A 22932-nucleotide genomic window follows, 5' to 3' on the forward strand; every position below is an offset into this window, starting at 1 on the left:
TTAGCGTATTATTATTTTAGACTGTAACCCATCCTTTTTTGGTACATTTGATAGACTAATTCACTGTCATCAATGAAGTATATTTTATATGTAATTCTACTTGTGCTATTTCAAAATTGTGCTTCCCAAGAAAGAGCAATCTTAATCGATGATGCCATGGAGACCAATGTAAGGGAGCATCTTGCCTATTACCTATACTATCCGGAAAATTACGAAACCGAGCCAGAAAAGGATTTTCCTATTTTGCTTTTTTTGCACGGTGGAGGCGAATCTGGCGATAGCCTGGTGACCGTTAAACGAAATGGACCTCCAAAACTTATTGCCCAAGGGAAGAAATTTCCTTTTTTGATTTTGGCCCCTCAAAACCCCAATGAAAAAAAATGGTGGAACACAAGAGCCGTGAAACAATTGTTGGACTCTATAGTGGCGACCAATAGAATAGATAAAAAACGTATCTACTTAACGGGCCTTAGTAGAGGCGGAGGTGCTGCGTGGGAACTTGCGGTTCAGTACCCTGAAACTTTTGCCGCAATGGCCGTTGTTTGCGGTATGACGCCGGTGCCCTATGCATCTTGGATCAATAAAAAAATGCCAATTTGGGTGTTTCATGGAGAAAAGGATAAGTCTATCCCAATTGAAGAATCTGAAACTATGGTGGATCGACTTAAGGAAATGGGGTATGATGTCCTATTTACCAAATATCCAAATGTTGGGCATAGTGCATGGATAAAGGCTTATGAGACCGATGCATTGTACGACTGGTTTATGAATCAGGAATTAAACTAGTTAGAAGTATAGGGCATGGATAGCAGACGGAATATTAAATACACTTTAATTTTAATTCTGCTCCTGCTGCTGGCTTATGGGATTTGGTCCATAAGGAACTCTATGAAGATTTCGGATTATCTTGAGCCTGAAATAGTGGCTACACATTATAACGGGGCTAATTTTGTTGGTTCTGAAACATGTATGGAATGTCATCCGGATATTTACAAATCTCATTTGGAAACCGCTCATTACAAAACTTCAGCTATTGCGGATAACGAACATGTAAAAGGAAGCTTTAACGAGGGTTACAATGAACTGAACCTTACCGGTGTTCGTTTTAAAATGACCGAGTTAAACAATCATCTTTATCAATATGCAAAAGCAAAGTTTGGAGATACCTTGGAAGTAAGGTCAAAATTAGATTTGGTCATTGGTTCCGGTGTAAAAGGGCAGAGTTATCTAACTTGGAACGGTAATGAACTTTATCAATTACAGCCATCCTATTTTCAGCCTACAGGTTCGTGGGTCAATAGCCCAAGCTTTCCGGAATACGCCGTGCGTAGAGAAGTTGATGATACGTGTTTAAAATGCCATGTAACCTTTGCAAAGAATACCAACCCAAAGGGTAATAGTAATACTTATGATCGTGAAAAGTTGCTGTTAGGTATAGATTGTCAAAGATGCCATGGTCCTTTGGAAAAACATGTGGTATACCATCGAAATACGCCCAATTCAAAATCTGCTGCTTATGTTGATGACTATAGTACGTATTCTAGGCAACAACGTTTAGATGTCTGTGCGGTATGCCATTCCGGACTTCAGGCTCAACAAATAAAAGGTAACCCTTTCTCTTTTTTATCTGGTGACACACTATCATTATATTCTAAAAACTTTAGAAGTTATAACCTTCCATTGGAACTGGATGTACATGGAAATCAAATGGGACTTTTGAGTAAAAGTGCATGTTTTGTAAATACTCCTAAAATGGATTGTATGACATGTCATGACCCACATGAAGCCGAGCGTGGCAATGCTGACCATTTCAACAATAAATGTCTAACCTGCCATAATGTTAATAGTATCAATACTGATAATTTGGATGTTAACCATACAGTAGACCAAAATTGTATTTCTTGCCATATGCCATTATCTCCATCCAAAGTTATGAAACTAAGCGTTGAGGGTCAGGAAGATGAAATACCGGTTTACATACGTAGCCATTTAATTGGGATATACGACTGAAAACCTTTAAACGAAAAGAGAGGTTGAACATAAATTTCAACCTCTCTTGAACGAACAAATGATAAAACTTAAATTTTAATAATTAGGGTCTTGGGTTATGGTTGGTTGCCCATCCACTGCAGAGCGATCTATGGCTTCTATGGGTATAGGGAAATATTCATGTTTTCCTTTTGTAAAGGATTTTCCCGATAAATACGTCCTCAACTCAGATTCGCTTGCTATGTATGCATTTAATACGTCTGCTGCAATCCCCCAACGCTGTAGGTCAAAAAATCGGTGACCTTCCAAGGCAAATTCCAATCGTGTTTCAAATCTAACCGCTTTTCTAGCTAAGACGGGGTCTGTCCAAACTTCATCATAGGTTGCAATTTCATAATTGGCAGCAGGTGTACCGGCTTCAATGGTAAAATCGTTTCGGTCCGTACCTTGGGTGGCAAGGGGTACAAATCCTTCAGGATTAGCCGCCCTACTTCTTATTTCATTGACCAAGGTACGAGCCCTTTCCAAATCACCTAATTCAACCTCTGCTTCAGCAAGCCATAGATATATCATATCTAGCCTCATGATCCTATAATTGTTGGCAGAAAGATTTCCCCATCCTCCTTGACCAAAAGCTTCAGGTTCCGCAACATGCTTCATGGAGAAAAATGGTCCGGCATACGAAAGGTCCCTGACAAAATCTGTTTGGTAAATTTTAAAGCCCTTATATAAAATACCCGGTCTTCCTACCGTATGGTCCAAACGGGGATCCAATGTACCTGTATAGGTCGACAATGTTGTGGTTTCATCCACATCTGCGGATACGTTGGTTTCATTGAACGTGTCCAATAGTGGTAATCCATCCTCGGTTTTATATGCGTTCACCAAGTTTTGAGACGCTTGGTAAAAACCACAGCAACCCCAAGGATCGGTATACGGGTGTGCCAGGCCAATACCTCTATTGGCGGCATCTCCAGATGCACTGCTAATTGCGTATTGTACCTCAAAGATAGATTCGGTATTATTACGTGTGGCAACTTTAAAGTTATCCTCAAACTTATCCATTAAAGTAAAAGGACCATTTTCGATAATATCATCGAAAATTACTTTTGCTTCGCCCATCTTGGTCAGGTTGGCCGTGCCGTTCTCGTCAAACCCTTGATATATCTTGGCTTTGCCCAAAAAAGCTTTTGCGGCCCAACTAGTAGGTCTTCCTACATCTCCTTGCGTAGCGGGCAACACTGCTGCCGCAGCCTCAAAATCTGCTTCGATCAATGGCCAAATTTCCCTGTCGTTCGGAATTTTCGTGCTTTCAAGATCGTTTAAGGCGAAATTTTCATCACTTATATAAGTTGGCATTCTCCACATTTTTCGTGCTTCCATATGGAACAATCCTCTTAAGAATTTTGCTTCTGCCACTATTTGGGCTCTTCTTTCATCACTAATATCCTCTACTTCTGCAAGCGTGGTAAGAACAATATTAGTGGCGGCTACACCCTTATAAAGTCCTCTCCATTTATCCCTTATGTGAATATTAAAGGATTGAAAGTCATATCCTTCTATGAACGATTGTTCTGGTTGGTCACCGGCATCAGTACCTTTTAGGGCATCATCTGAGGCAATATTAAATACCCAACTATGAATGTCATTGTGCCAAGTTTGGCCTTCTAGTCCACCTCCCGGTACCATGGTATATGCGCCAATTAAAAGTCCTTCAACCCCATCTGCAGTTGCAACATCACTTTCGCTGAAACTGCCCTCGGGTTCTCTATTTAAAAATTCATCACTACATCCTGTTATAAACACCAGGGCGGTGACACAAGCCGTGATTAATATGTTCCTCTTTTTCATGATATATATTTTATGCATTTCAATTAGTTTAAGGTAATGTTAAGGCCCATTAAAAAGGTTCTTGATACCGGTAAGAAACCACCGTCATAACCAAGGTTGGTATTGTTACCCGTCTGTATTTCAGGATTTAAGCCAGTATATTTTGTAAATGTGGCTAAATTTTGTCCCTGTATATAAATAGATGCCCTTGAAATTCCACCAATGGAGGACAGCAGATTTTCAGTAAAACTATACGTTAATTGAACGTTCTTAATTCTAAAGAAACTACCATCTTCTATGAAATAGGATGATGGTCTACTACTAATCTGGTCGTTGGCATCCATTATAGGAACGGTAGCGTTAGGATTGGCGGCTACCCATGTACTTGGATCGGCAGTGGGATTTGTGGGTTGCCAAGCATCATATAGCGCCCTCCTTGACCTATTTCCCTGAAAGGTGTTAAAATCTGCGAAATAGCGTACGTAATTATAGATATCATTACCCTGTGACCCGTTTCCGAAAATATTCAATGCTAAGTTCTTGTAGGTAAAGTCCAAATTGATACCATACGTAAAATCTGGATGGGGGTTGCCTATAACGGTACGATCATCATCGTTTATGACCCCGTCATTATTGATATCCGCAACCTTTAACTTACCAGGAGCGTTGTAATCTCCATACTCCGGCCATGCATCCGCTTCTGCCTGCGATTGAAATATGCCAACGGTTTTAAAACCATAGAAAGATGATAATGGAGAACCTGCTTGGGTTACGGTTAATGCCGGAACCCTTCTTGAACTACCAAAGAACCTAGTATCCGCACTTTCGCTTAATTGGTCTACATTATTGGTGTATTGAGAAACGTTAGCACTTATGCCGTAGCCAAAATCACCTTTGGTATCATTAAACCCTAAGGTAAAGTCAACACCTTTATTAGTGACACCGCCCACGTTGAACCTAGGTTCATCTGCTTGACCGGCCGTGTAGGTCACAGGAACTTGGAACAGCATATCTGTGGTAACACGATTCCAGATATCTAAATTGAAGTTTACTTTACTGTTGAACATTAATAAATCCAACCCAAAGTTATTGGACGTAGTAGTTTCCCATTTTGCGTTTGGATTACCAAATGCGCGGGTGGAAAAGCCTATGGTTGGTGAACCTGTGCTACCATCAATTGGATAACCACCGGTTCCAATATCAGAACGGAAGGTGGTAAATGCATTATAGTCCCCAATCTGTTGGTTACCTGTTTGGCCCCAGCCATATCTGACCTTTAAATCATTGATCCATTCTATATTGCTCATAAAGGTTTCATCAGAAACCCTCCACCCTAAACTAAATGCCGGGAATACTGCACTTCTTGAAGCAGATTGGAACCTTGAGGATGAATCATTTCTTAAAATGAATTGGGCTAAATACCTTCCTTGATAATCATAGTTTAGCTTTCCAAATTGAGACCACAAGGAGTAATCTTGCTCAACGAAGCCATAATTAGTTGAGGTGGTAGCATTACCAAGGTTTAAATAGCTAAGAATATTAGGGGTCTCAAAGGCAAAACGTTCCCTTCTTGCTCCAAAACGCTCTTCAAATTGTTGAATGGATTCTATACCTACATATGCCTGAAAATTGTGAACTTCGTTAAAAGTCTTGGTATAACTTAGGGTATTGGTCCATGTCCATTGGTATTCATACTGTTCCCTTGATTCTGAACTATTGATAAAATTACCTTCAACATATTCCGGTTGTGGCCTACCTAAGTCCCTTTCTCTTTGGGCACGCACGTCAACACCAAAACTTGATCTTATGGCTAAGTTTTTTGTAAGCTCGTAATTAGCAAAAACATTACCCAACAATCTTAATCTATACACGCGATCGTCCTCATTTCTTTTTAATGAAGCATATGGGTTGAAGTTGTTACCCAAGTTGGCACCTCTACTTCCTGCAAAGTTTCCTGCTATATCATAGATAGGCAATAGGGGATGGTGTTTATATCCTGCGGATACGGCGTTTTGTTCTTCATCATTTTGATATTGTCCTTTAGTATTATCAAAAGAGGCCGTAAAATTCTCACCAATGGTCAGTTTGTCGCCTATGGCCTTGAATTCTGTATTTGCCCTTAAGGAAATTCTATCGTAACTACTGAATTTGGTTACGTAGTCTGCCGTAAAATAACCAAGTGAAAATGCGTAACGGGCTTTGTCCGTAGCACCGGAAGCAGAGATGTTATGGCTTTGAATAGGAGCGGACCTAGTTACTTCTTTCCACCAATCCGTATCTGCCGATCTGGTAATGGCGTAGATGTTACCTTCTTCCAATGCATAGAGATTTGGGTCAGTTCCAGCATCGCCTTCATTGGCTCCACTAGGAAATACATAATCCGGTATGGTAACCTCACCATTGGGCCCAAACGTATATTGACCATGACCTGGGGTTTTACCGGCATACAAATCTGCCAAATATAAATATTGTCCCAGCTCCCTGGCGTTCAACGCCTCCACGTCATTGTCTGCAGTTTGCATTCCGTAATAGGTATCATAGGAAATAGTAGGTTTTCCCATTTTTCCTTTCTTGGTCGTAATGATAATTACACCGTTTGCGGCCCTGGATCCATAAATGGATGCTGCAGAAGCATCTTTTAATATTTGTAAGGATTCTATATCATTAGGGTTCAAATTGGCTTGGGCCTGGGTTGGGACCCCATCAATTACATATAATGGGTCATTGTTGCCAACTGTACCAAAACCTCTAATACGTACGGTGGCTTCCCCACCTGGTCTTGCATCGTTAACGATACTGACACCGGCAGCCCTACCTTGAAGTTGTTGGGCAAAAGTGGTGGCAGGTGTAGCTAAAAGCTCATCAGTATCCACAACGGATACTGCACCGGTCAAGTCTTTTTTGGCCTGAGTGCCATATCCCGTAACGACAACTTCATCCAATTTACTGGCATCTTCCAGAAGGGTTACATTTATGGTCGTTTGACTGTCAACGGCAACCTCCATTGTCTTATACCCTATGTAGCTGATGACCAAAATTGCATCATTAGGGGCTTCAATGGTGAAATTACCATCAAAATCTGTTTGAGTACCATTTGTAGTTCCTTTGACAAGAACACTGGCGCCGGGTAACGGCCCCATTTCATCGGATACAGTACCGGTGACTACTGACTGGGGTACCGGCGATTCAATACTTGCCATAACATTCAGTTTTTTATTTGCAACCATACTATGGGTGCAAATGCATGCTACAATCAGTAAAAATCCTTTGCCAAGAAATGATAAGCTTTCTCTGGATTTTACCGATTTAAAATCTGGTTTTTTGTTCATAATAAGTTGTTGTTTAGTTAAATTGTTGATTTATTAATAATTCTTAATCAAGGTTAAAAATTATATTAAATTATCATAATATTAGTTAATATTTTATGAAATAACCAATAATTTACATTATATTTTAAAATATTGCATTAAGCTATTTAGGAATGGCGTTTATCGTCTATGAGATGTTGTTGGTCGTAAAATTCTACAGTGATAAATGGGGAAGATTACATCTATTGGTTACTAAAATGCTAAATAAATAACGATAATTTAATTAACGGGAATGTGATATTATTCTAAATCTCAATTAGAGAATCCACTTATGGCAGTATTTAACCAAAATATTATCGGTTGGTAAACTTTCTTGTTTTACCAACCGATATTTTAAGGTGTCGTAAACGTATTAATTTTTCTGAAATACCTTTAGGGAATCCCTGTTTTGGGTAACTATATAATATGGGAATTTTTCTTTATTGCTGTTAATGATAGCCATGCTTTTTGAATCTCCAGGTACCAAAAACCCACTTTCCGGAGTTGGTATGGTGGTTAATTTACCGTTTCCTTCATTCTTTATAAGCAAACCGTTAAATGCATCATTTCTACCTATAAATACCTCATTTCCAAAATTGTTTCCAACCAAAAGGATATCTTTTAATGAGTCATTATTATAATCTAGGATAGCTATGTCGTTGATTGGGGCAAATTGAGCTTCTATAGGTAATTCGGAATGCCTAAAAGTTCCATTGCCAAGATTCTCAAGAAAAATACTTTTATCAAAATTTGCGGTCAATGTTGTTGCGCCTTTTATTTCACTTTCATTGAAAAGATTTTTGATTGTTGCTTTGGAATATGATTTAAACGAATTGAATTTTGCTCGGAACATAGGACTTTGACCATTTAAGTCCGCCCAAAAATGTACAGGAAAAGATTTTTGGACCGGATTTTCAAAGCTTTCTTTAAAATAGGAAAATACAACAGGGTCTATGGTACCATTATTGTCAAAATCCTTGGCGATCACCGTAGTAGGTCTTTCCAGTGTTGGGCGGTAAAAATTATTGGCACCTAAATTACCTATTATAAAATCCAGATCTCCATCATTGTCCATATCAACTTTAGAAATACTTTCCCACCAACCACGTAAATTATCAACTCCCGTGTTTTCTAGCTTTTGAAAACCACTACCATTATTCTTAAAAATAGAAATGGGCATTAGCTCACCTACTACTATAAGATCATCATAATTATCCATGTCCACATCTGCCCAAATAGCATCCGTTACCATACCCAGTTCATTTATTTGGGGAGCTAGTTCATTGGTAACATCTTTTAAGGTTCCGTTTATGTTTTTTAATAAATAACTTTTTTCTGGGGTAGGGTATTGGCCATAAGGTGTTCGTCCTCCAATAAAAAGGTCTGTAAAGCCATCTTTGTCAAAATCATTGGCTACGACTACCGATCCGCTTGAGTTTATTTCAGGTGCTTTGTTTTTGGATTGAGTGAAATTACCATTACCGTCATTGAGTAAAAGTTGATCGTTGTAAGATGTGTCGCCCAAAGCAAATTCATTACTGCCAGATACTAGATATAGGTCTAAATCGCCATCGTTCTCCAAATCGAAAAAAACTATACTCTCTTCTTCAAACTTAAAATCTTCCTCATTAATATATAGTGATCGTTGACTAAAAGTACCGTTGGTATCCTGTGTGAACAATTGTGGCGAAGTTCCGGAAGAACTACCTATAATGAAGTCTTCCGTGCCATCACCATTAATATCCGCCACGGCAATTTGCGGTCCATTTTGTGTAAGCTTGTGCGGTAACGTTCGCTGAATATTAAAATCTATCTTATCCGTTTCCTCATGTTTAAATTGTATGCCAACGGATTTTGAGACTTCCTGGAAAATTGTTTCAGGGAGATTTTGGGCTAGGGGAAATTTTAGTTCATTCAATGAAACCAAAGATGCATTTGCGTGTTCCAGTACTATTTTTTCATTGGCCTTAATATTGTCCAATTTTTGAAATTTGCCATCTGGCCATAACACCTCCACACTTTGTATTTCGTTAGTTTGACCCAAACCAAAATGAATAATATCTTCTACTGTGGACATATAGCCCCTATAGGTATTGTGTTCATGGTACTGAAATGTGCCGTCTGGCAATGTTAGAACCAATTTGGTGCCAACAGTAAGGGCATTGTTTGCAGTTAGCTTTATGGTCAAAAAATTATGTTTTTTTTGATCTAGCTTATCTGCGGTGTTTCTAAAAAGCAAAGCTTTGTCATTTATATTGTTTACGACATAATCCAAGTCACCATCATTGTCTAAATCTGCAAATGCAGCCCCGTTGGAAAATGATGGAACCCCAAGTCCCCAAGTAGTACTCACATCTTCAAACGTATTATTTCCGTTGTTTTTAAAGGCATAGTTGGGTATTTTAATTTTTGGAATAGAATCCAAGATTTGTGCAGGACTTAAATATCTACTAACATTAAACTTAAAATCACCAAAATCAAGGTCGGTAATATCCCTGGGAAAACCATTGGTGATCAAAATATCCTTATAGCCATCATTGTCCATATCTGCAAATAGGGGAGACCAGCTCCAATCTGTTTTGGATACTCCTGCCAATAATCCTATTTCACTAAAAGGAAGATTACTACCATTGCCTTTTTGAAGCATATTCCTAGTGTGTTGATATTCATAGTCATACCTTTCATTAAGAATATATTCTGTATACTTATGTCCTGATAATGTAGTTTTAAGTCTTTGATTGGTTTCTCCAAGCATGTCCAAGGTCAGAATGTCCAGATAGCCATCATTGTTAAAATCCGAGATGTCATTGCCCATAGAGAATTTACTCTGGTGTTTTACCTGCTCCTTGATTTTATTACTAAACGTGCCATCTTGGTTGTTAATGTAAAGAACATCATTGGTCAAGTAGTCATTACTGACATAAATGTCCGGCCAACCATCATAATTCAAATCTGAAATAGCTAAACCTAAACCATAACCTTCTATAGTAATACCTGCTTCTAGGGTAACATCTGTAAATGTGCCGTTACCATTATTTTTGTATAACCTGTCATTACTGAGGGCAGATCCATCAGTTGTTTTTTTACGATAATTTGCAGGAAGTACATGTATATCCACATTGTTTAAAACATATAGGTCTAAAAGACCGTCCTTATTGTAATCAAAAAATGTGGCTCCCATACTGTTGCCCGATTCTTCAATACCGTATTCTTCCGCCTTATTTGAGAATACTGGAACTTGGTTATTATTTAATCCTTGGTTAATGAAGAGAAGGTTTTTTTTATTCTCTTCTTCGTTAAGCATTGCAGAACACACATATATATCCAAAAACCCATCGTTATTGATATCCGCAAGTGCAATACCGGTATTCCAAGTATTTATAGATTCTATACCTGCTTCCTTTGAAACATCCTTGAATTTAAAATTTCCCTGGTTCAAGTATAATTTGTTGGGTACTTGATTTCCGCTGAAGAAAATATCTGGTTTGTCATCATTGTTGAAATCACCAATGGCTACACCGCCACCGTTAAAAATATATTCACTGGTAAGAATATTAAAGCTATCTGTCTCAACGATAAGATTATTGAATTCAATTCCCGTTTCAGATGCCGGAAGAGTTTCAAACAAGGTCTTGGGCTCTTCTGTGCATGAACATAAAACAAGAAATGTAATTAGAATTGTAAAGGTTGATAGAAAACGCATTTGGTATAGATTGGTTTAAATGACACCCTTAATTTACGCTGAATTTTAAAATACACGGTTGTAAACTTTCATAATTTACTGTATAAACATGTGAAGTAAATAGTAGTATTTAAATTCAGTTAATATATTGTTTTAAAGGTGTCCTATTTAATTCATGATATTTCTGGTTATTGCCCCGTTTACGTCGTAAAAGTCTAGTTCCTTTACGCTAGCGGTCATGAACACACGTGGTGTGAACTGAGAATTGAAACTATTGCCCCAATACACTTCCTGAATTCTTTTTCTTCCATTTTTAAACGTTATACGTGCCTTTACTTCACCATGTTTAAAATTGATAGGTGAGCCTATTCTTTGGTCATTATATTCATGGATTTTCAATGAATCATTATTTTGCGAAGCTATAACCAATTCCTTATTGTCCTGTAAGTGCACATTTACCAATGATTTTGCGTCACCAGGTACCCAAAAATGAGAATCTTCAAGAGATATGGGGCTTAATTTTAAATTACCTTCATTCTTAATTAAAAGCCCGTTGAAAGCATCTGCCATACCTTGTTGTACTTCCATTCCGAAATCATTGCCCACAAGCATAACATCCAAGAATCCATTAGCGTTAATATCTTGTAGCATAATACCGTAAATTGGTGCATATTGACTTGCTATAGGTAATGCATGAATCTTAAATTTGCCACTTCCCATATTTTCTATTAAAGAAGTTTCCATGTAATTGAGTTTAAGTTTTACGGCATCTTGCAATAGCCCATCATTGAACATTTCTGCTAGAGTGGCTGCACCAAATTCCCCAAATGAATTATATTTTTTTCTAATGCCAACATATTGTTTGGTAACATCTTGCCAGGGGTGGTACAGATATTCTTTTTTGGTCCCCAGACTATCCCTGAGATAAAATGATAAAAGGGGGTCTATGGTACCATTATTATCCAAATCCTTGGCATAAAGCCTTACAGGCTGCTCTTTGGTTCCTGTGAAATTTAAATTACGGCCAACATTGCCAACTACATAATCTACATCACCGTCATTATCCAAATCTCCAGCAGCTATACTGTTCCACCAGCCATGTTTATCTTGTATATTGGCATTTTCCTTTTGTTCTATGAGGGTTCCGTTTTTATTTTCAAAGAACCTAATGGGCATCCATTCACCGACCAATATTAAATCTGGCCAAAAATCATTGTTAAAATCGGACCATATGGCATCACTTATCAATCCTGGAAACTTTAAATCTGCATTAATTTTGGAAGTAGCATCTACAAATTTTATATCAGTTCCGTTGGATTGATTTTCCAAAATGTACGATCTATCCGCAGAAGGGTAAGAAAATGGTAAAACCCTACTACCTACAAAAAGGTCTAGGTCGCCATCTTTGTCAAAATCCGCAGCTTTTACACAGTTTGTATTTGAAAACATATCTGGGATAGAATTGACGGCTTCTGTAAAATTTCCATATCCATCGTTCAATAATAATTTGTCCTTATATAATTTATGACCTGCAGGATATTGGGCGCTACCCCTTGCCAAATAAAGATCTAAGTCTCCATCATTATCGGCGTCAAATAATAATGAACCGGAATCATCTTCTAATTTTTCATCACTTTTATAGGATACCATAGTTTTTTCAAATGTGCTATTAGCGGTTTGTATAAACCAAGTTTCCTCTTGCCCTCTACTTGCTGCAATGAATATATCGTCTAAGCCATCTCCATTAATATCACCTACAGCGATAGATGGACCATATTGTGAAAATTTATGCGGTATGGTTCTTTGAAAGTTGAAATCGATAAAGTCATCATCCTTAGTGACATGGTTTAAACCCAAGTTTTGCGAAGCTTTTTTAAAAACCGGATTCTTTTTTAGAAGTGATAATTTGTTTACAGGACGGTACGTGTATTCGTTTAGTTCATTAAGAGCGGGGTTTATTTCAAGCTGAATGTCACCATTTGGCCAAATAATTTTTAGGCTATCCACTTTTTGGAATTTTCCCAAACCTACATGGAACGTTTTCTCTGGCTGAGATAAATAACCCCTTCCCGTTAAAAGTGACTGTCGCTGTACCTTATTACCGTAATAAGTTACTATGGTACTACCAAATGCTTCTGGATTTTTTTTGTCCCCGGATAACTTTATTCTTAGGTAATTCTTTTCAGGAAACAATTCGTTAGCATTGTTTTCCAAAAGTAATACCGGGTCGTTAATATTGTTGATGACAAGATCCAAATCCCCATCATTATCAAGGTCTCCATAAGCCGCACCATTGGAGAATGTACCGAAGTCCAGTCCCCAATCTTGGGTAGCATCATAAAACGTTTTCCCCACTATATTTTTAAAGATGAAATTTGGAATTTTAATTTCAGGTATGGCATCGATCAAGGTTTGTTTGCTTACCAATCTACTTGCCGAGATTCTAAAATCACCAAAATCACGATCGGTCACATCTTTTGGGAATCCATTGGTGATGAGTAAATCTTTCCAACTATCGTTGTCAAAATCAGCAAATAATGGAGCCCAGCTCCAATCTGTTTCCTGTATGCCCATATACATGCCAATTTCACCAAATATGGGTAGACCTGTTTCTGGACTAACACCAAGGTTTTGCTGTAATGTATTCCTGGTATACTGGTGTTCATATAAAAATTTCTTGGTAAAAATCTCTTTTTGATAACTGCTCGGGCCCTGAAAAAGTTTTTTTCTTTTGTTATAGTAGGGCTGCATTTCTGTGGTAAATATATCCATGCGCCCATCGTTATCCACATCAGTTATATCACTGCCCATGGATGAAAGGCTAAAATGTTTAAATATATCTCCCGCCTTATTGGTAAATGAGCCATCTTTATTGTTGATGTAAATAAGGTCGTTGCTTAAAAAGTCATTGGCCACGTAAATGTCCAACCAACCATCTTCATTAAAATCATGTATGAGCGTACTATGACTGTAACCATGATAGCGTATGCCTGCCTTGGTCGATACATCTATGAACCTTGGTTCTGATATGCTATCTACAAATACATTTTCATATAAAATATCTTTGCTTTTAGAGGTACCATCATCTGTTAAGGGACTAAACTGATTTGGGTTGATGCCTTCTATACGGTTAACACCAATAAAAACATCTAAATCACCATCATTATCATAATCAAAAAATTGGGCGTGCGAGGAATATGTTGTATCATCCAATCCATACTTGGAAGCTTCTTCCTTAAAAACCGGAATGTTATTATTGTTGTTTCCTTGGTTTATAAATAATAAGTTTTTTCTTTGAGTACTATCTTTTCTGAAAGTATTACAAACATAGATATCTTGAAGACCATCTAAATTAATGTCAAGAACTGTGACTCCGGATGACCATTGTAAACTATCTGTCTTACCAATGTTTGACTCCTTGCTTACATCTCTGAATTTTAAATTTCCTTCATTTAAAAACAAGGCATTGTCTACCTGATTTCCAGCTAGGAAAATATCATCAAGACCATCACCATTTATATCTGCAATGGCTACACCGGCACCGTTGTATACAAATTCATTGTCAATAATATTAATGGAATCATTCTCAAAAATGGGATTGGAAAAATTTAATCCGGTGGTAGTTGCATCAAGGACTGTAAAAAGTTTTTTGGGATTATTATCATTGCATCCCAAGTATAGGAAAAAACTACATAATAGAAATAGGGGTAGTGGTAATCTATTCATTTTCATTATTAATGTGCATATACAAAAAGATTTACAAAGAAAAGGCTACCATGATTGGTAGCCTTTTTTATGTATTCAATAGTGATTTCTATGAATTAATATCCTGGATTTTGTTGTAGGACATCAGAACCAGTAATATCAATTTGAGCTTGTGGAATAGGGAAGTACTCATTTTTCCCAGCTACGAAACTAGCACCACCAAACTTGGTTACCAGTAATGTAGATTCATAATCCAAATATTCATTAAGCTCTTCTGCTGCAACACCCCATCTTACTAAATCAAAGAAACGGTGACCTTCGCCAGAAAGTTCAAGTTTTCTTTCAAAACGTACCGCATCCCTAGCAAAATCTGCATTTGGAAACGACGTATATTCAGAAATTACATAATTTGCGGCATTCTCATCAGAATCATATTCTTTTACCCAATGTTCTGAGTTTGCAGCTCTTCTTCTCACTCTATTTACATATTCCAATGCTGTGTCCAATGAACCGCCCGGTGCTTCAATTTCTGCTTCTGCAGCCATTAGAAGTACATCTGCAAAACGGATGATGGTATAGTTCATTGTTGCATAACCACGTGTCCAAGAACTACCATCCGTAAAGCTATTTTCCTGACTTCTGTAATAGATATACTTTTTAGGGGAATAAGGACCGGCATAAGGTTGGCTACGAATCCAAGCTTTACCTGGGTGTTCTATCCAATCTAAATAAGGAATACCTCTTCTTCCTATAGCATGATCAATTCTAGGATCTAACGGACCATCATCTTCAACGAACGGTTCATCCGCTTCCAGACCAAAATCATTTTTCACCACATTTTCTGGGTTGTTATATGATTTATCCAATAGAGGAAGTCCGTCTGCACCTGTTCTATATGAATTTGCCATTTCAAAACTTGGTTGAAAGAATCCACAGCAGTTACCAGGACCATCAGGACCGGTATTATAAGGGTAGTTCAAGTCGTCAAAGGCATTTGCATTTTGTACGTTACCCGTATTGTTTGCAGATTCCACATCAAAAACAGCTTCTGCATGGTTGTCATTTTCTGCATTGTAAATTTGCGCGTAATCATCTAACAGATCATACTTAAGACCGTTGGATGTTACACCATTTTCAATTACATCGTCAAACAAGTCCTTGGCTTCACCAAATTTTTGTTGGTATAATTTGGCCTTTGCCAAAAGTGCTCCTGCTGCCCATTTGTTTACTCTACCGGCACCGTTTACCGCAGGTAAGTTGTCATAGGCATATTGAAGATCAGATTCAATGATAGCCCACGCATCACCATTATTTGGCAATGTTGCCAAATCTTCTGGAGCTACGGTTTCATCAAAAACAACAATATTGTTAAAATGCTTTTTAAGGTCAAAATAAAAGTGGCCCCTTAACATTCTTGCTTCCCCAGAAAGTCTTGTAGCATCTGCAGCGGTCAATTCAGTTGAATTGGCAATGGCCGATAACACCTTATTGGCACGGCTTACCCCTTCATACCTGCCTCTCCAAAGATTGTTAAAATCATTGTTAGGGTCTACGGGACTGGCCTCATAACGTTGAATGGGATTAAGGGAGCTATAATCCCCTGCATCTGTTCCTTTGTTGGCATCTCCACCAACAACTGATCCTGTGGCCCAGTGGTTAGGACCTTCGAATCTATTTCCAAAAACTCCGTTCAGGGCAGAATATGTACCGATCAATAAACCGTCAATACCTGCCTTGGTACTTACCTGTGAATCTGCAAGGGAGTCCGTTGGGGCTACCTGCAAAAATTCATCGCTACATGACATCGATGCTAGAAGCAACGCGCCTAAGAGTAACGACGTTTTTTTTAATTTAAATGTTTTCATAGTTTACTTTTTCTTAAAGTTACTAAATATTGTATTGTTAATTTTATGTTTTAACTCTTAAATGCCTATTTCTAAGGTAATTGCGTAGCTTGGAGTTACTGGGAAGTTACCTACATCTATACCAAAGTTGGTATCTGGTCCTGCAACTTGTGGATCAAGTCCACTGTAATCCGTAATTGTCCAAATGTTGTTTGCGGATAATCCTACGGAAAACTTGCTAAGTCCCATGCTTTCAACTAAGTCTGCATCGAAATTATAACCTATTCTCAGTTGAACCAACCTTAAGTAGCTACCGTCTTCTACATACCAGGAGTTAGATGCTCCACTCGTACTTAAGTTAGAGGCACTTTCCCAAATTGGGGCAGTTGCATTGTTACCTAATTCCGGTGTCCATGAACCATAAGCGGCCACACCTTTTGCAGAACCTTCAAACGTACCAAAGAAATCAGTAAACCATTTGGATTGGTTGAAAATTTCATTACCTACGGAACCATACCAATAGGTCTGGAACTCTAAGTTCTTATAACGTAAGATTAAATCCAAACCACCGGTAAAATCCGGTACAGCACTACCAATAACCGTTCTATCGTCCGGAGTAATGGCGCCATCACCGTTTACGTCCTCATATCTAAAACGACCTAGGGCCTTATCCGCTTGATCTGGTGAATTTGCAACTTCTTCAGCTGAGTTGAAGTATCCTATTACATTATAACCGAAGAACGTAGAAATGGATTCTCCTACGGAATTACGTATTGGTGCTATACCTCTATAGGCAATGTTATCACCAAAAGCATCAATACCTGGAGCCAAAGCGGTAATTTCATTCTTAAGGAATGAATTTGTACTGGTTACTTCAAAAGAAAGGTCTTCGGTAATATTACCTCTACCAATTATCTGGAAATCTACCCCTTTGTTGCTCATACCACCAATGTTAACTGATGGTGAAGCGGCGTAATTACCTGCTACACCTGGTAACGGCACTTGGTAAAGAAGGTCTCTAGTATCTTTTTTCCACCAATCCAGGATAAATTCCAATTTATTATTGAACAAGGAAAGGTCAAAACCTATGTTCGTTGTTTCAGAGGTTTCCCATTGTGCATTTGGATTTCCAATTCTACTTGCCGCAAATCCTTCGTTGGCACCACTGTTTTGACCATCAATTGGATAAAACGTATTGCCACGATCAGAAGCAAATAAAGAGTATTGGTTATTGGGCGATACGTTGGAATCACTACCCATTTCACCCCAACCACCTCTAATTTTTAAATCAGAAATGATATCTTGGTTTTGCATAAACGGTTCGTCAATAACCCTCCAAGCAGCTGAAACTGCAGGGAAAACACCATATCTTTTGTTTTCACCAAAACGAGATGAACCATCACGACGAAGTACACCTGTTAAATAATACTTTTCGTTAAAGTTATAATCTAACTTTCCAAAAGTAGAAAAGTAGGTTGATCCCTTAAACTGGTTACTTTGGACTACAGGACTCTGCACAACACTTAAGCTTTGAAAATCCAAATCTGTAGAAAATGGATTGATACCAAAACCTGAAATATTTCTACCTCTTCCGGTATTCAATGCCTCTATACCACCAAAAGCGGTCAGCTTATGTTGCCCAAAAAGTTTTTCATAGCTAAAGGTATTTGTAAACGTCCATGAAAAACCATAGCCACTACCTTCGCCGAATGAGTTACTGGCTTCTGGCTCAGAATCCCCTAAATATCTGTAGTTGTAATCTACATAATGGTAATTACCATAACTACCACCAAGACTGGAACGTAAGGTTAAACCTTCTAAAGGTTTAATCAATGCATAAACATTTCCAAATCCACCAATGTTGTATGATTTGTCATCACCATTGTTAAGCTTTAATCTTCTTACAGGGTTTCTTGGGTTGTTGAAACCAGCTGCTTTCGTACTGGCATAGCTGCCAAATTCATCCCTTACCGGAATTATGGTAGGCATTCTAAAAGCGGAAAGAACTTCAGATTCATCATCCGCTACTTCTACACCACCGGCTCCACCGGCAATACCAATAGCAGATCTGTAAGTAACCTGAAAGTTTTCACCAACGCTCAACCAAGGCGTAACGTCCCATTCAGAATTAAAACGGGCTGCGTAACGAGAAAATTCCTGGGCCAGAACTATACCGTCTTGGTTTTGTGCTGAAATACCCATGTAAAAACGACCATTTTCCGTTCCTCCATCAAATCCTAAAGAAACCCTGCTCTGGGGTGCTATACGCGTAATTTCCTTATACCAGTTGGTACCTTGTAAATTAGGTCTGATCAAGAACGTGTTATCTGGATCAGATTCATATGCTGCTCTTACAGCGGCTAAATCTACATTTGCAGCACTTACTCCGTTCTGGCCATTTGCATGTAAGTAGTCTGGAATTGTTGGCGTAGCATTGGTACCATATTGCGGATGTGTATATTGAACAGCAGTACCATTGGCGGCTGCATTGTTCTCATATCCTATATGCGTATACCTTGCCATTTCTAACGGACTTAGCATTTGTGGGGCACCGGCAACATTTGGGTCAACAACACCACTGTTGACATTTAATGTCATCGTAGTTTTTCTTTTTGATCTTGATCCTTGTTTGGTGGTATATACTATTACCCCGTTTGCCGCTCTTGCACCATAAATAGAGGCGGCGGCCGCATCTTTAAGTACAGTTGCGGTTTGTACGTCATCTGGATTTATAAAGTCCACATTTCGCGTTGGGACTCCATCAACTACATATAACGGTGCATTGTTACCAAATGAGTTAAAACCCCTAACCCTAATTTGACTTGTAGTACCCGGTTGACCATTTGTCAATACGGTAACACCGGCAACCCTACCTTGTAATTGTTGTTCTATGTTTCCAGAAGGTACCGCTGCTAAATCTTCAGCTGCTACTATAGAAACTGCAGCTGTTGTTTCCCTTTTGGTCTGTACTTGATATCCTGTTACTACAACTTCATCCAAGGCCGCTGCATCTTCAGATAAGGAAGTGTTTATGACGGATTGACCATTTACCGCTACTTCCTTAGCTTGAAACCCTATATAACTAAACACTAATGTTGCTCCTGGTTGAACATTTAGTGTAAAGTTACCGTCAAAATCTGTTTGGGTACCGTTCGTAGTACCTTTTTCTACCACATTGGTTCCTGGGAGTGGCGTTCCAAGTTCATCTGTTACCGTACCCGTAACTGTAGATTGTACTGTGTTAACTTCAAATTCTGTTGAAGCTTTTGTTTTCTCATTTGCCTGTGCCATTTGGGCTCCAAGACAGATGAGTGCCGATAAAATTCCAGATTTAAAAAAGGAAGACCTTTTTTGGAACTTTACCGACCTGAAATCACGTTTTTGATTCATAATCGTTGTTGTTTGTTAGTTTAAATAAATTTCGGCAAGTTGATTTGTTGTTTAATTGATTGAGCTATCAAATGTTAAAAAAATCAAAATCCGATATAATAATAGCAATTAAATGTCAAATAGGCATAAATCATTTATGAAAATTATGGAGTCCATAATTGGCAATTTTAAAAAACAACTACACGAAAACTCTTGAACTGCCTGTATTTATTGAATTTTTAAAAAATAAAGCCAAGTAGAATTTATATTTATAAATGTTAAAATTTTAACATTATAACTGATAATTGTATGTAATTTTTTAAAAATATAACGTTGTAGTTGGGCTTTCTAAAACGTTATAGTGGTGTGTAGAGAATAGTTTTTCCCTATATTTTTAAGAAAACTTATAGTTAAAAAAAATATAAATAAGGCCTATTTCTTTTTAAAAGATTTGCTCGCAAATTAGGATTTTTAATCTTTCATCATAGGTGGTGGTACAAAAGAGATAATTGTATCCGCCTTCCTTTAATTTGAGTTTTTTCCTTATTTCCTTAACGTTATCTGGAAAATTTCTGGTAGTTAAATTGGCCTTGTTCAATTTTAATTGCTTTATGGATTTTTTGGAATAATCCAGAGTTTCCAAAATTATAAATCGCCTACCTGGAAAAGTAATTAATTTATCCGAGGTATATATATGGGAATGTAAATGTAGTTTATAAAGGGAAAAAGCATTTGCTATATGTTGAAAGGCTCCGGATTTTAAAATAGAAGCATTAGGTTCATAGAGGTATTGTCTAGGTAATGAATAATTAGCGAGTGCATTTTTTTCATCGCTTAGAATAAAGTCAAATAGTTGTGGGTTGGCGTCTTTGAAATTTATTGTTTTAATGTGTGGCTCACCGGTATAGTCCTTGTTTAAAATCCATAGCAGCTCCTTTACATCATTGGACACGGCAATAATATGAATTTCCTTTACATGGGCCATTTGGGTAAGACCATTATTAATGTCCAATAAAGGACCTGTTTTTACCATGATGTTGTTGGCCTTGCTAAAAAGAAAATCAAACTGTTCAGTTATATTAGGTTCGCAGTCTTTTAAATAGAAGACTTTTTTGTTATCCTTATCTCTTCTAGAGGGGTCAATAAAAATCCAATCATATATAAGGTCATTGGCCCTTAAAAAAGCTATTCCATCTTCAATATGAAAGTCAATATTAGCTATACCCAATTGTTCAAAATTGTGGGCTGCAATTTTTGAAAGCATCATATTTTTTTCAATATGGACTACCTGTTGCATTATTTTGGCAAAAGCATATGTATCTACTCCAAAACCACCTGTTAAATCAATTAATGAAGAGCCATGCAATAATGAAGCTTTATAAGCGGCCGTAATTTCTGATGACGTTTGGGAAAGGTTTAGTTTATTGGGGTAATAGATTTTTTCCGTATTGAACCAAGTAGGTAACTTATGCTTTGCTTTTGCCTTGGATTCTATTTGCTCCACCAATTCTTTGGATGTAATCTCTACAAAAGGGGATTTTTTCAACAGTAATTTATGAACGTCAGTTGATAGATGTTCATTAATGAACTGTTGAACTTCATCACTTAAAACTGCAGGATTCACTAAAGTTTATAGATTTTGCGTGAGTGATTTTACTATTTGATTGTCCGATAAAAATTCTTTTAAAATCACCTTAATTGCGGTATATCCCGGTATGGCAACAATCATACCTACTACACCAAATAAAAGACCTGCAATAATGATGATCAAGAATATTTCCAATGGATGGGATTTTACACTGTTGGAAAAAATAAAAGGTTGGGAGAAAAAATTATCAACTAGCTGCCCAAACACCAATCCTATTAACACATAGCCTGTCTTTGGTAAGATGATTTCACTAAAATCTTGTCCCAAGTTACTGGTCATAGTCAAGGTCAACATCATTACCCCACCTATAATTGGGCCAATATATGGAATGATATTAAACAATGCGCAAAGAAAGGCAATGACCACCGCATTTTCTATACCTACAATGAGCAATACTATGGTGTAGATTATAAATAGAATAAAAATCTGTAACAATAATCCAACAAAATATCTTGATAACAATCCATTTATTTTTTCAATGGAATTTGTAGTGCCTTGTTTTTTATCCTTTGGGACAAATATGAGCAATCCATATTCAAAAAGTTTTCTATCCTTTAAAAAGAAAAAAGAAATAAAGAGTACAGAAAACAAGCCAATGCTTGCCGAACTTAAAACTGTTAGAAATGAGTTTAAAAAGTTGGGAATAAACCCAATATCAAGACCTTCTAAAATATTCCTTTCCAATTTAACATCATCAATGACATTTTCCACCATATTGGATGACAGCCCCAAATAATTGGTAATCTGATGGTAAAGGGTGTTAATGCTTTTTTGTAAACCATCTATATCTAAAAGAGATAGGTTTTTACTTTGTTCCGAGAGTAGGGGTATGAACAAGGCAAAAATACCGGCTAAAATACCGACCATTAAAAGCATGGTGATTATTACGGCCAAAATATTTGGAAGTTTAGCCTAAGCCTAAAAACCTGACCAAAGGGCTGCCAATAAGTGCCACCACGGCCGCAATGGTCAAATAGGCCAATACGGACCTAATTGTATAAAGAAAATAGAGTAGGAGTACAATACCCACATTACGCCAACAGCACTTAATATTCCTTTAGAAATGGTTTTTGCGGTCATAGTTAATTTTTAAAAGCATAGGAGATGATATTGGCTCCCATTTTCAAGGCAATTTGTCTTATTTCATCTGGGTCATTATGCACGGTAGGGTCTTCCCAACCATCACCTAAATCACTTTCGGAGGTGAACAATAGAACAATCCTGTTATTATGAACAATGGAAAAAGCTTGTGGACGTTCACCGTCATGTTCATGGATTTTAGGTAGCCCTTGTGGAAATTTATATGCTATCGAGAAAATTGGATGGTCCAATCCCAATTCCTCTAAAGGTTTGTTAGGAAACAGCCTTTTTATTTCTCTTGTAATATACGGCTTCATACCATAGTTATCATCGATATGTAAAAATCCACCGGATAAAAGATATGTACGCAGATTTTCTATTTCATCATCGGATAATATAACATTGCCGTGGCCTGTCATGTGTAAAAATGGGTATTGA

Annotated in this window: 10 protein-coding genes and 1 pseudogene; 2 read left to right on the top strand and 9 right to left on the bottom strand. The window is 37.6% G+C overall.

Going from position 1 to position 22932, the window contains the following annotated elements; translation table 11 throughout:
- Nucleotides 1-72: 72 nt before the first annotated feature.
- Entirely contained in the window at nucleotides 73-786 is a 714-nt protein-coding gene (locus JM81_RS18290; RefSeq protein ID WP_089261739.1) for a prolyl oligopeptidase family serine peptidase, read from the top strand.
- 102 nt (nucleotides 787-888) lie between these two features.
- On the top strand, nucleotides 889-2010 hold the full coding sequence (locus JM81_RS18295; protein WP_186435609.1) for a multiheme c-type cytochrome: 1122 nt from the start codon (nucleotides 889-891) through the stop codon (nucleotides 2008-2010).
- Between the two features lie 75 nt (nucleotides 2011-2085).
- On the opposite strand, the gene JM81_RS18300 is transcribed toward JM81_RS18295, so the two are convergent.
- The 9 genes and pseudogenes from JM81_RS18300 to JM81_RS18340 all read right to left on the bottom strand — a co-directional run.
- Nucleotides 2086-3840, bottom strand: coding sequence for a RagB/SusD family nutrient uptake outer membrane protein (locus JM81_RS18300; protein WP_144805523.1), 1755 nt, complete (start codon nucleotides 3838-3840; stop codon nucleotides 2086-2088).
- Nucleotides 3841-3863: 23 nt separating this feature from the next.
- Entirely contained in the window at nucleotides 3864-7148 is a 3285-nt protein-coding gene (locus JM81_RS18305) for a SusC/RagA family TonB-linked outer membrane protein (RefSeq protein WP_261375150.1), read from the bottom strand.
- Between the two features lie 391 nt (nucleotides 7149-7539).
- Entirely contained in the window at nucleotides 7540-10869 is a 3330-nt protein-coding gene (locus tag JM81_RS18310; RefSeq protein ID WP_144805524.1) for a VCBS repeat-containing protein, read from the bottom strand.
- Nucleotides 10870-11016: 147 nt separating this feature from the next.
- Nucleotides 11017-14574: a VCBS repeat-containing protein gene (locus tag JM81_RS18315; protein ID WP_144805525.1), complete on the bottom strand. Its 3558-nt coding sequence runs from the start codon at nucleotides 14572-14574 to the stop codon at nucleotides 11017-11019.
- 95 nt (nucleotides 14575-14669) lie between these two features.
- Entirely contained in the window at nucleotides 14670-16418 is a 1749-nt protein-coding gene (locus JM81_RS18320; RefSeq protein ID WP_144805526.1) for a RagB/SusD family nutrient uptake outer membrane protein, read from the bottom strand.
- Nucleotides 16419-16475: 57 nt separating this feature from the next.
- Entirely contained in the window at nucleotides 16476-19787 is a 3312-nt protein-coding gene (locus JM81_RS18325) for a SusC/RagA family TonB-linked outer membrane protein (RefSeq protein WP_144800190.1), read from the bottom strand.
- 421 nt (nucleotides 19788-20208) lie between these two features.
- On the bottom strand, nucleotides 20209-21390 hold the full coding sequence (locus JM81_RS18330) for a class I SAM-dependent methyltransferase (RefSeq protein ID WP_144800191.1): 1182 nt from the start codon (nucleotides 21388-21390) through the stop codon (nucleotides 20209-20211).
- A gap of 6 nt (nucleotides 21391-21396) precedes the next feature.
- A pseudogene (locus tag JM81_RS18335) lies at nucleotides 21397-22494 on the bottom strand (AI-2E family transporter).
- Between the two features lie 2 nt (nucleotides 22495-22496).
- Nucleotides 22497-22932, bottom strand: a 436-nt coding sequence (locus JM81_RS18340) for a DUF4159 domain-containing protein (RefSeq protein ID WP_144805527.1), incomplete at its 5' end; no start/stop codon positions are given.

Origin of the sequence: Maribacter sp. MAR_2009_72, assembly GCF_007827235.1 — a bacterium.
Taxonomy (GTDB): domain Bacteria; phylum Bacteroidota; class Bacteroidia; order Flavobacteriales; family Flavobacteriaceae; genus Maribacter; species Maribacter sedimenticola.

Coding starts and splice junctions, on each gene's coding strand:
- JM81_RS18290 (WP_089261739.1), top strand. CDS start 73: ATGAAGTATATTTTATATGTAATTCTACTTGTGCTATTTCAAAATTGT.
- JM81_RS18295 (WP_186435609.1), top strand. CDS start 889: ATGAAGATTTCGGATTATCTTGAGCCTGAAATAGTGGCTACACATTAT.
- JM81_RS18300 (WP_144805523.1), bottom strand. CDS start 3,840: ATGAAAAAGAGGAACATATTAATCACGGCTTGTGTCACCGCCCTGGTG.
- JM81_RS18305 (WP_261375150.1), bottom strand. CDS start 7,148: ATGAACAAAAAACCAGATTTTAAATCGGTAAAATCCAGAGAAAGCTTA.
- JM81_RS18310 (WP_144805524.1), bottom strand. CDS start 10,869: ATGCGTTTTCTATCAACCTTTACAATTCTAATTACATTTCTTGTTTTA.
- JM81_RS18315 (WP_144805525.1), bottom strand. CDS start 14,574: ATGAATAGATTACCACTACCCCTATTTCTATTATGTAGTTTTTTCCTA.
- JM81_RS18320 (WP_144805526.1), bottom strand. CDS start 16,418: ATGAAAACATTTAAATTAAAAAAAACGTCGTTACTCTTAGGCGCGTTG.
- JM81_RS18325 (WP_144800190.1), bottom strand. CDS start 19,787: ATGAATCAAAAACGTGATTTCAGGTCGGTAAAGTTCCAAAAAAGGTCT.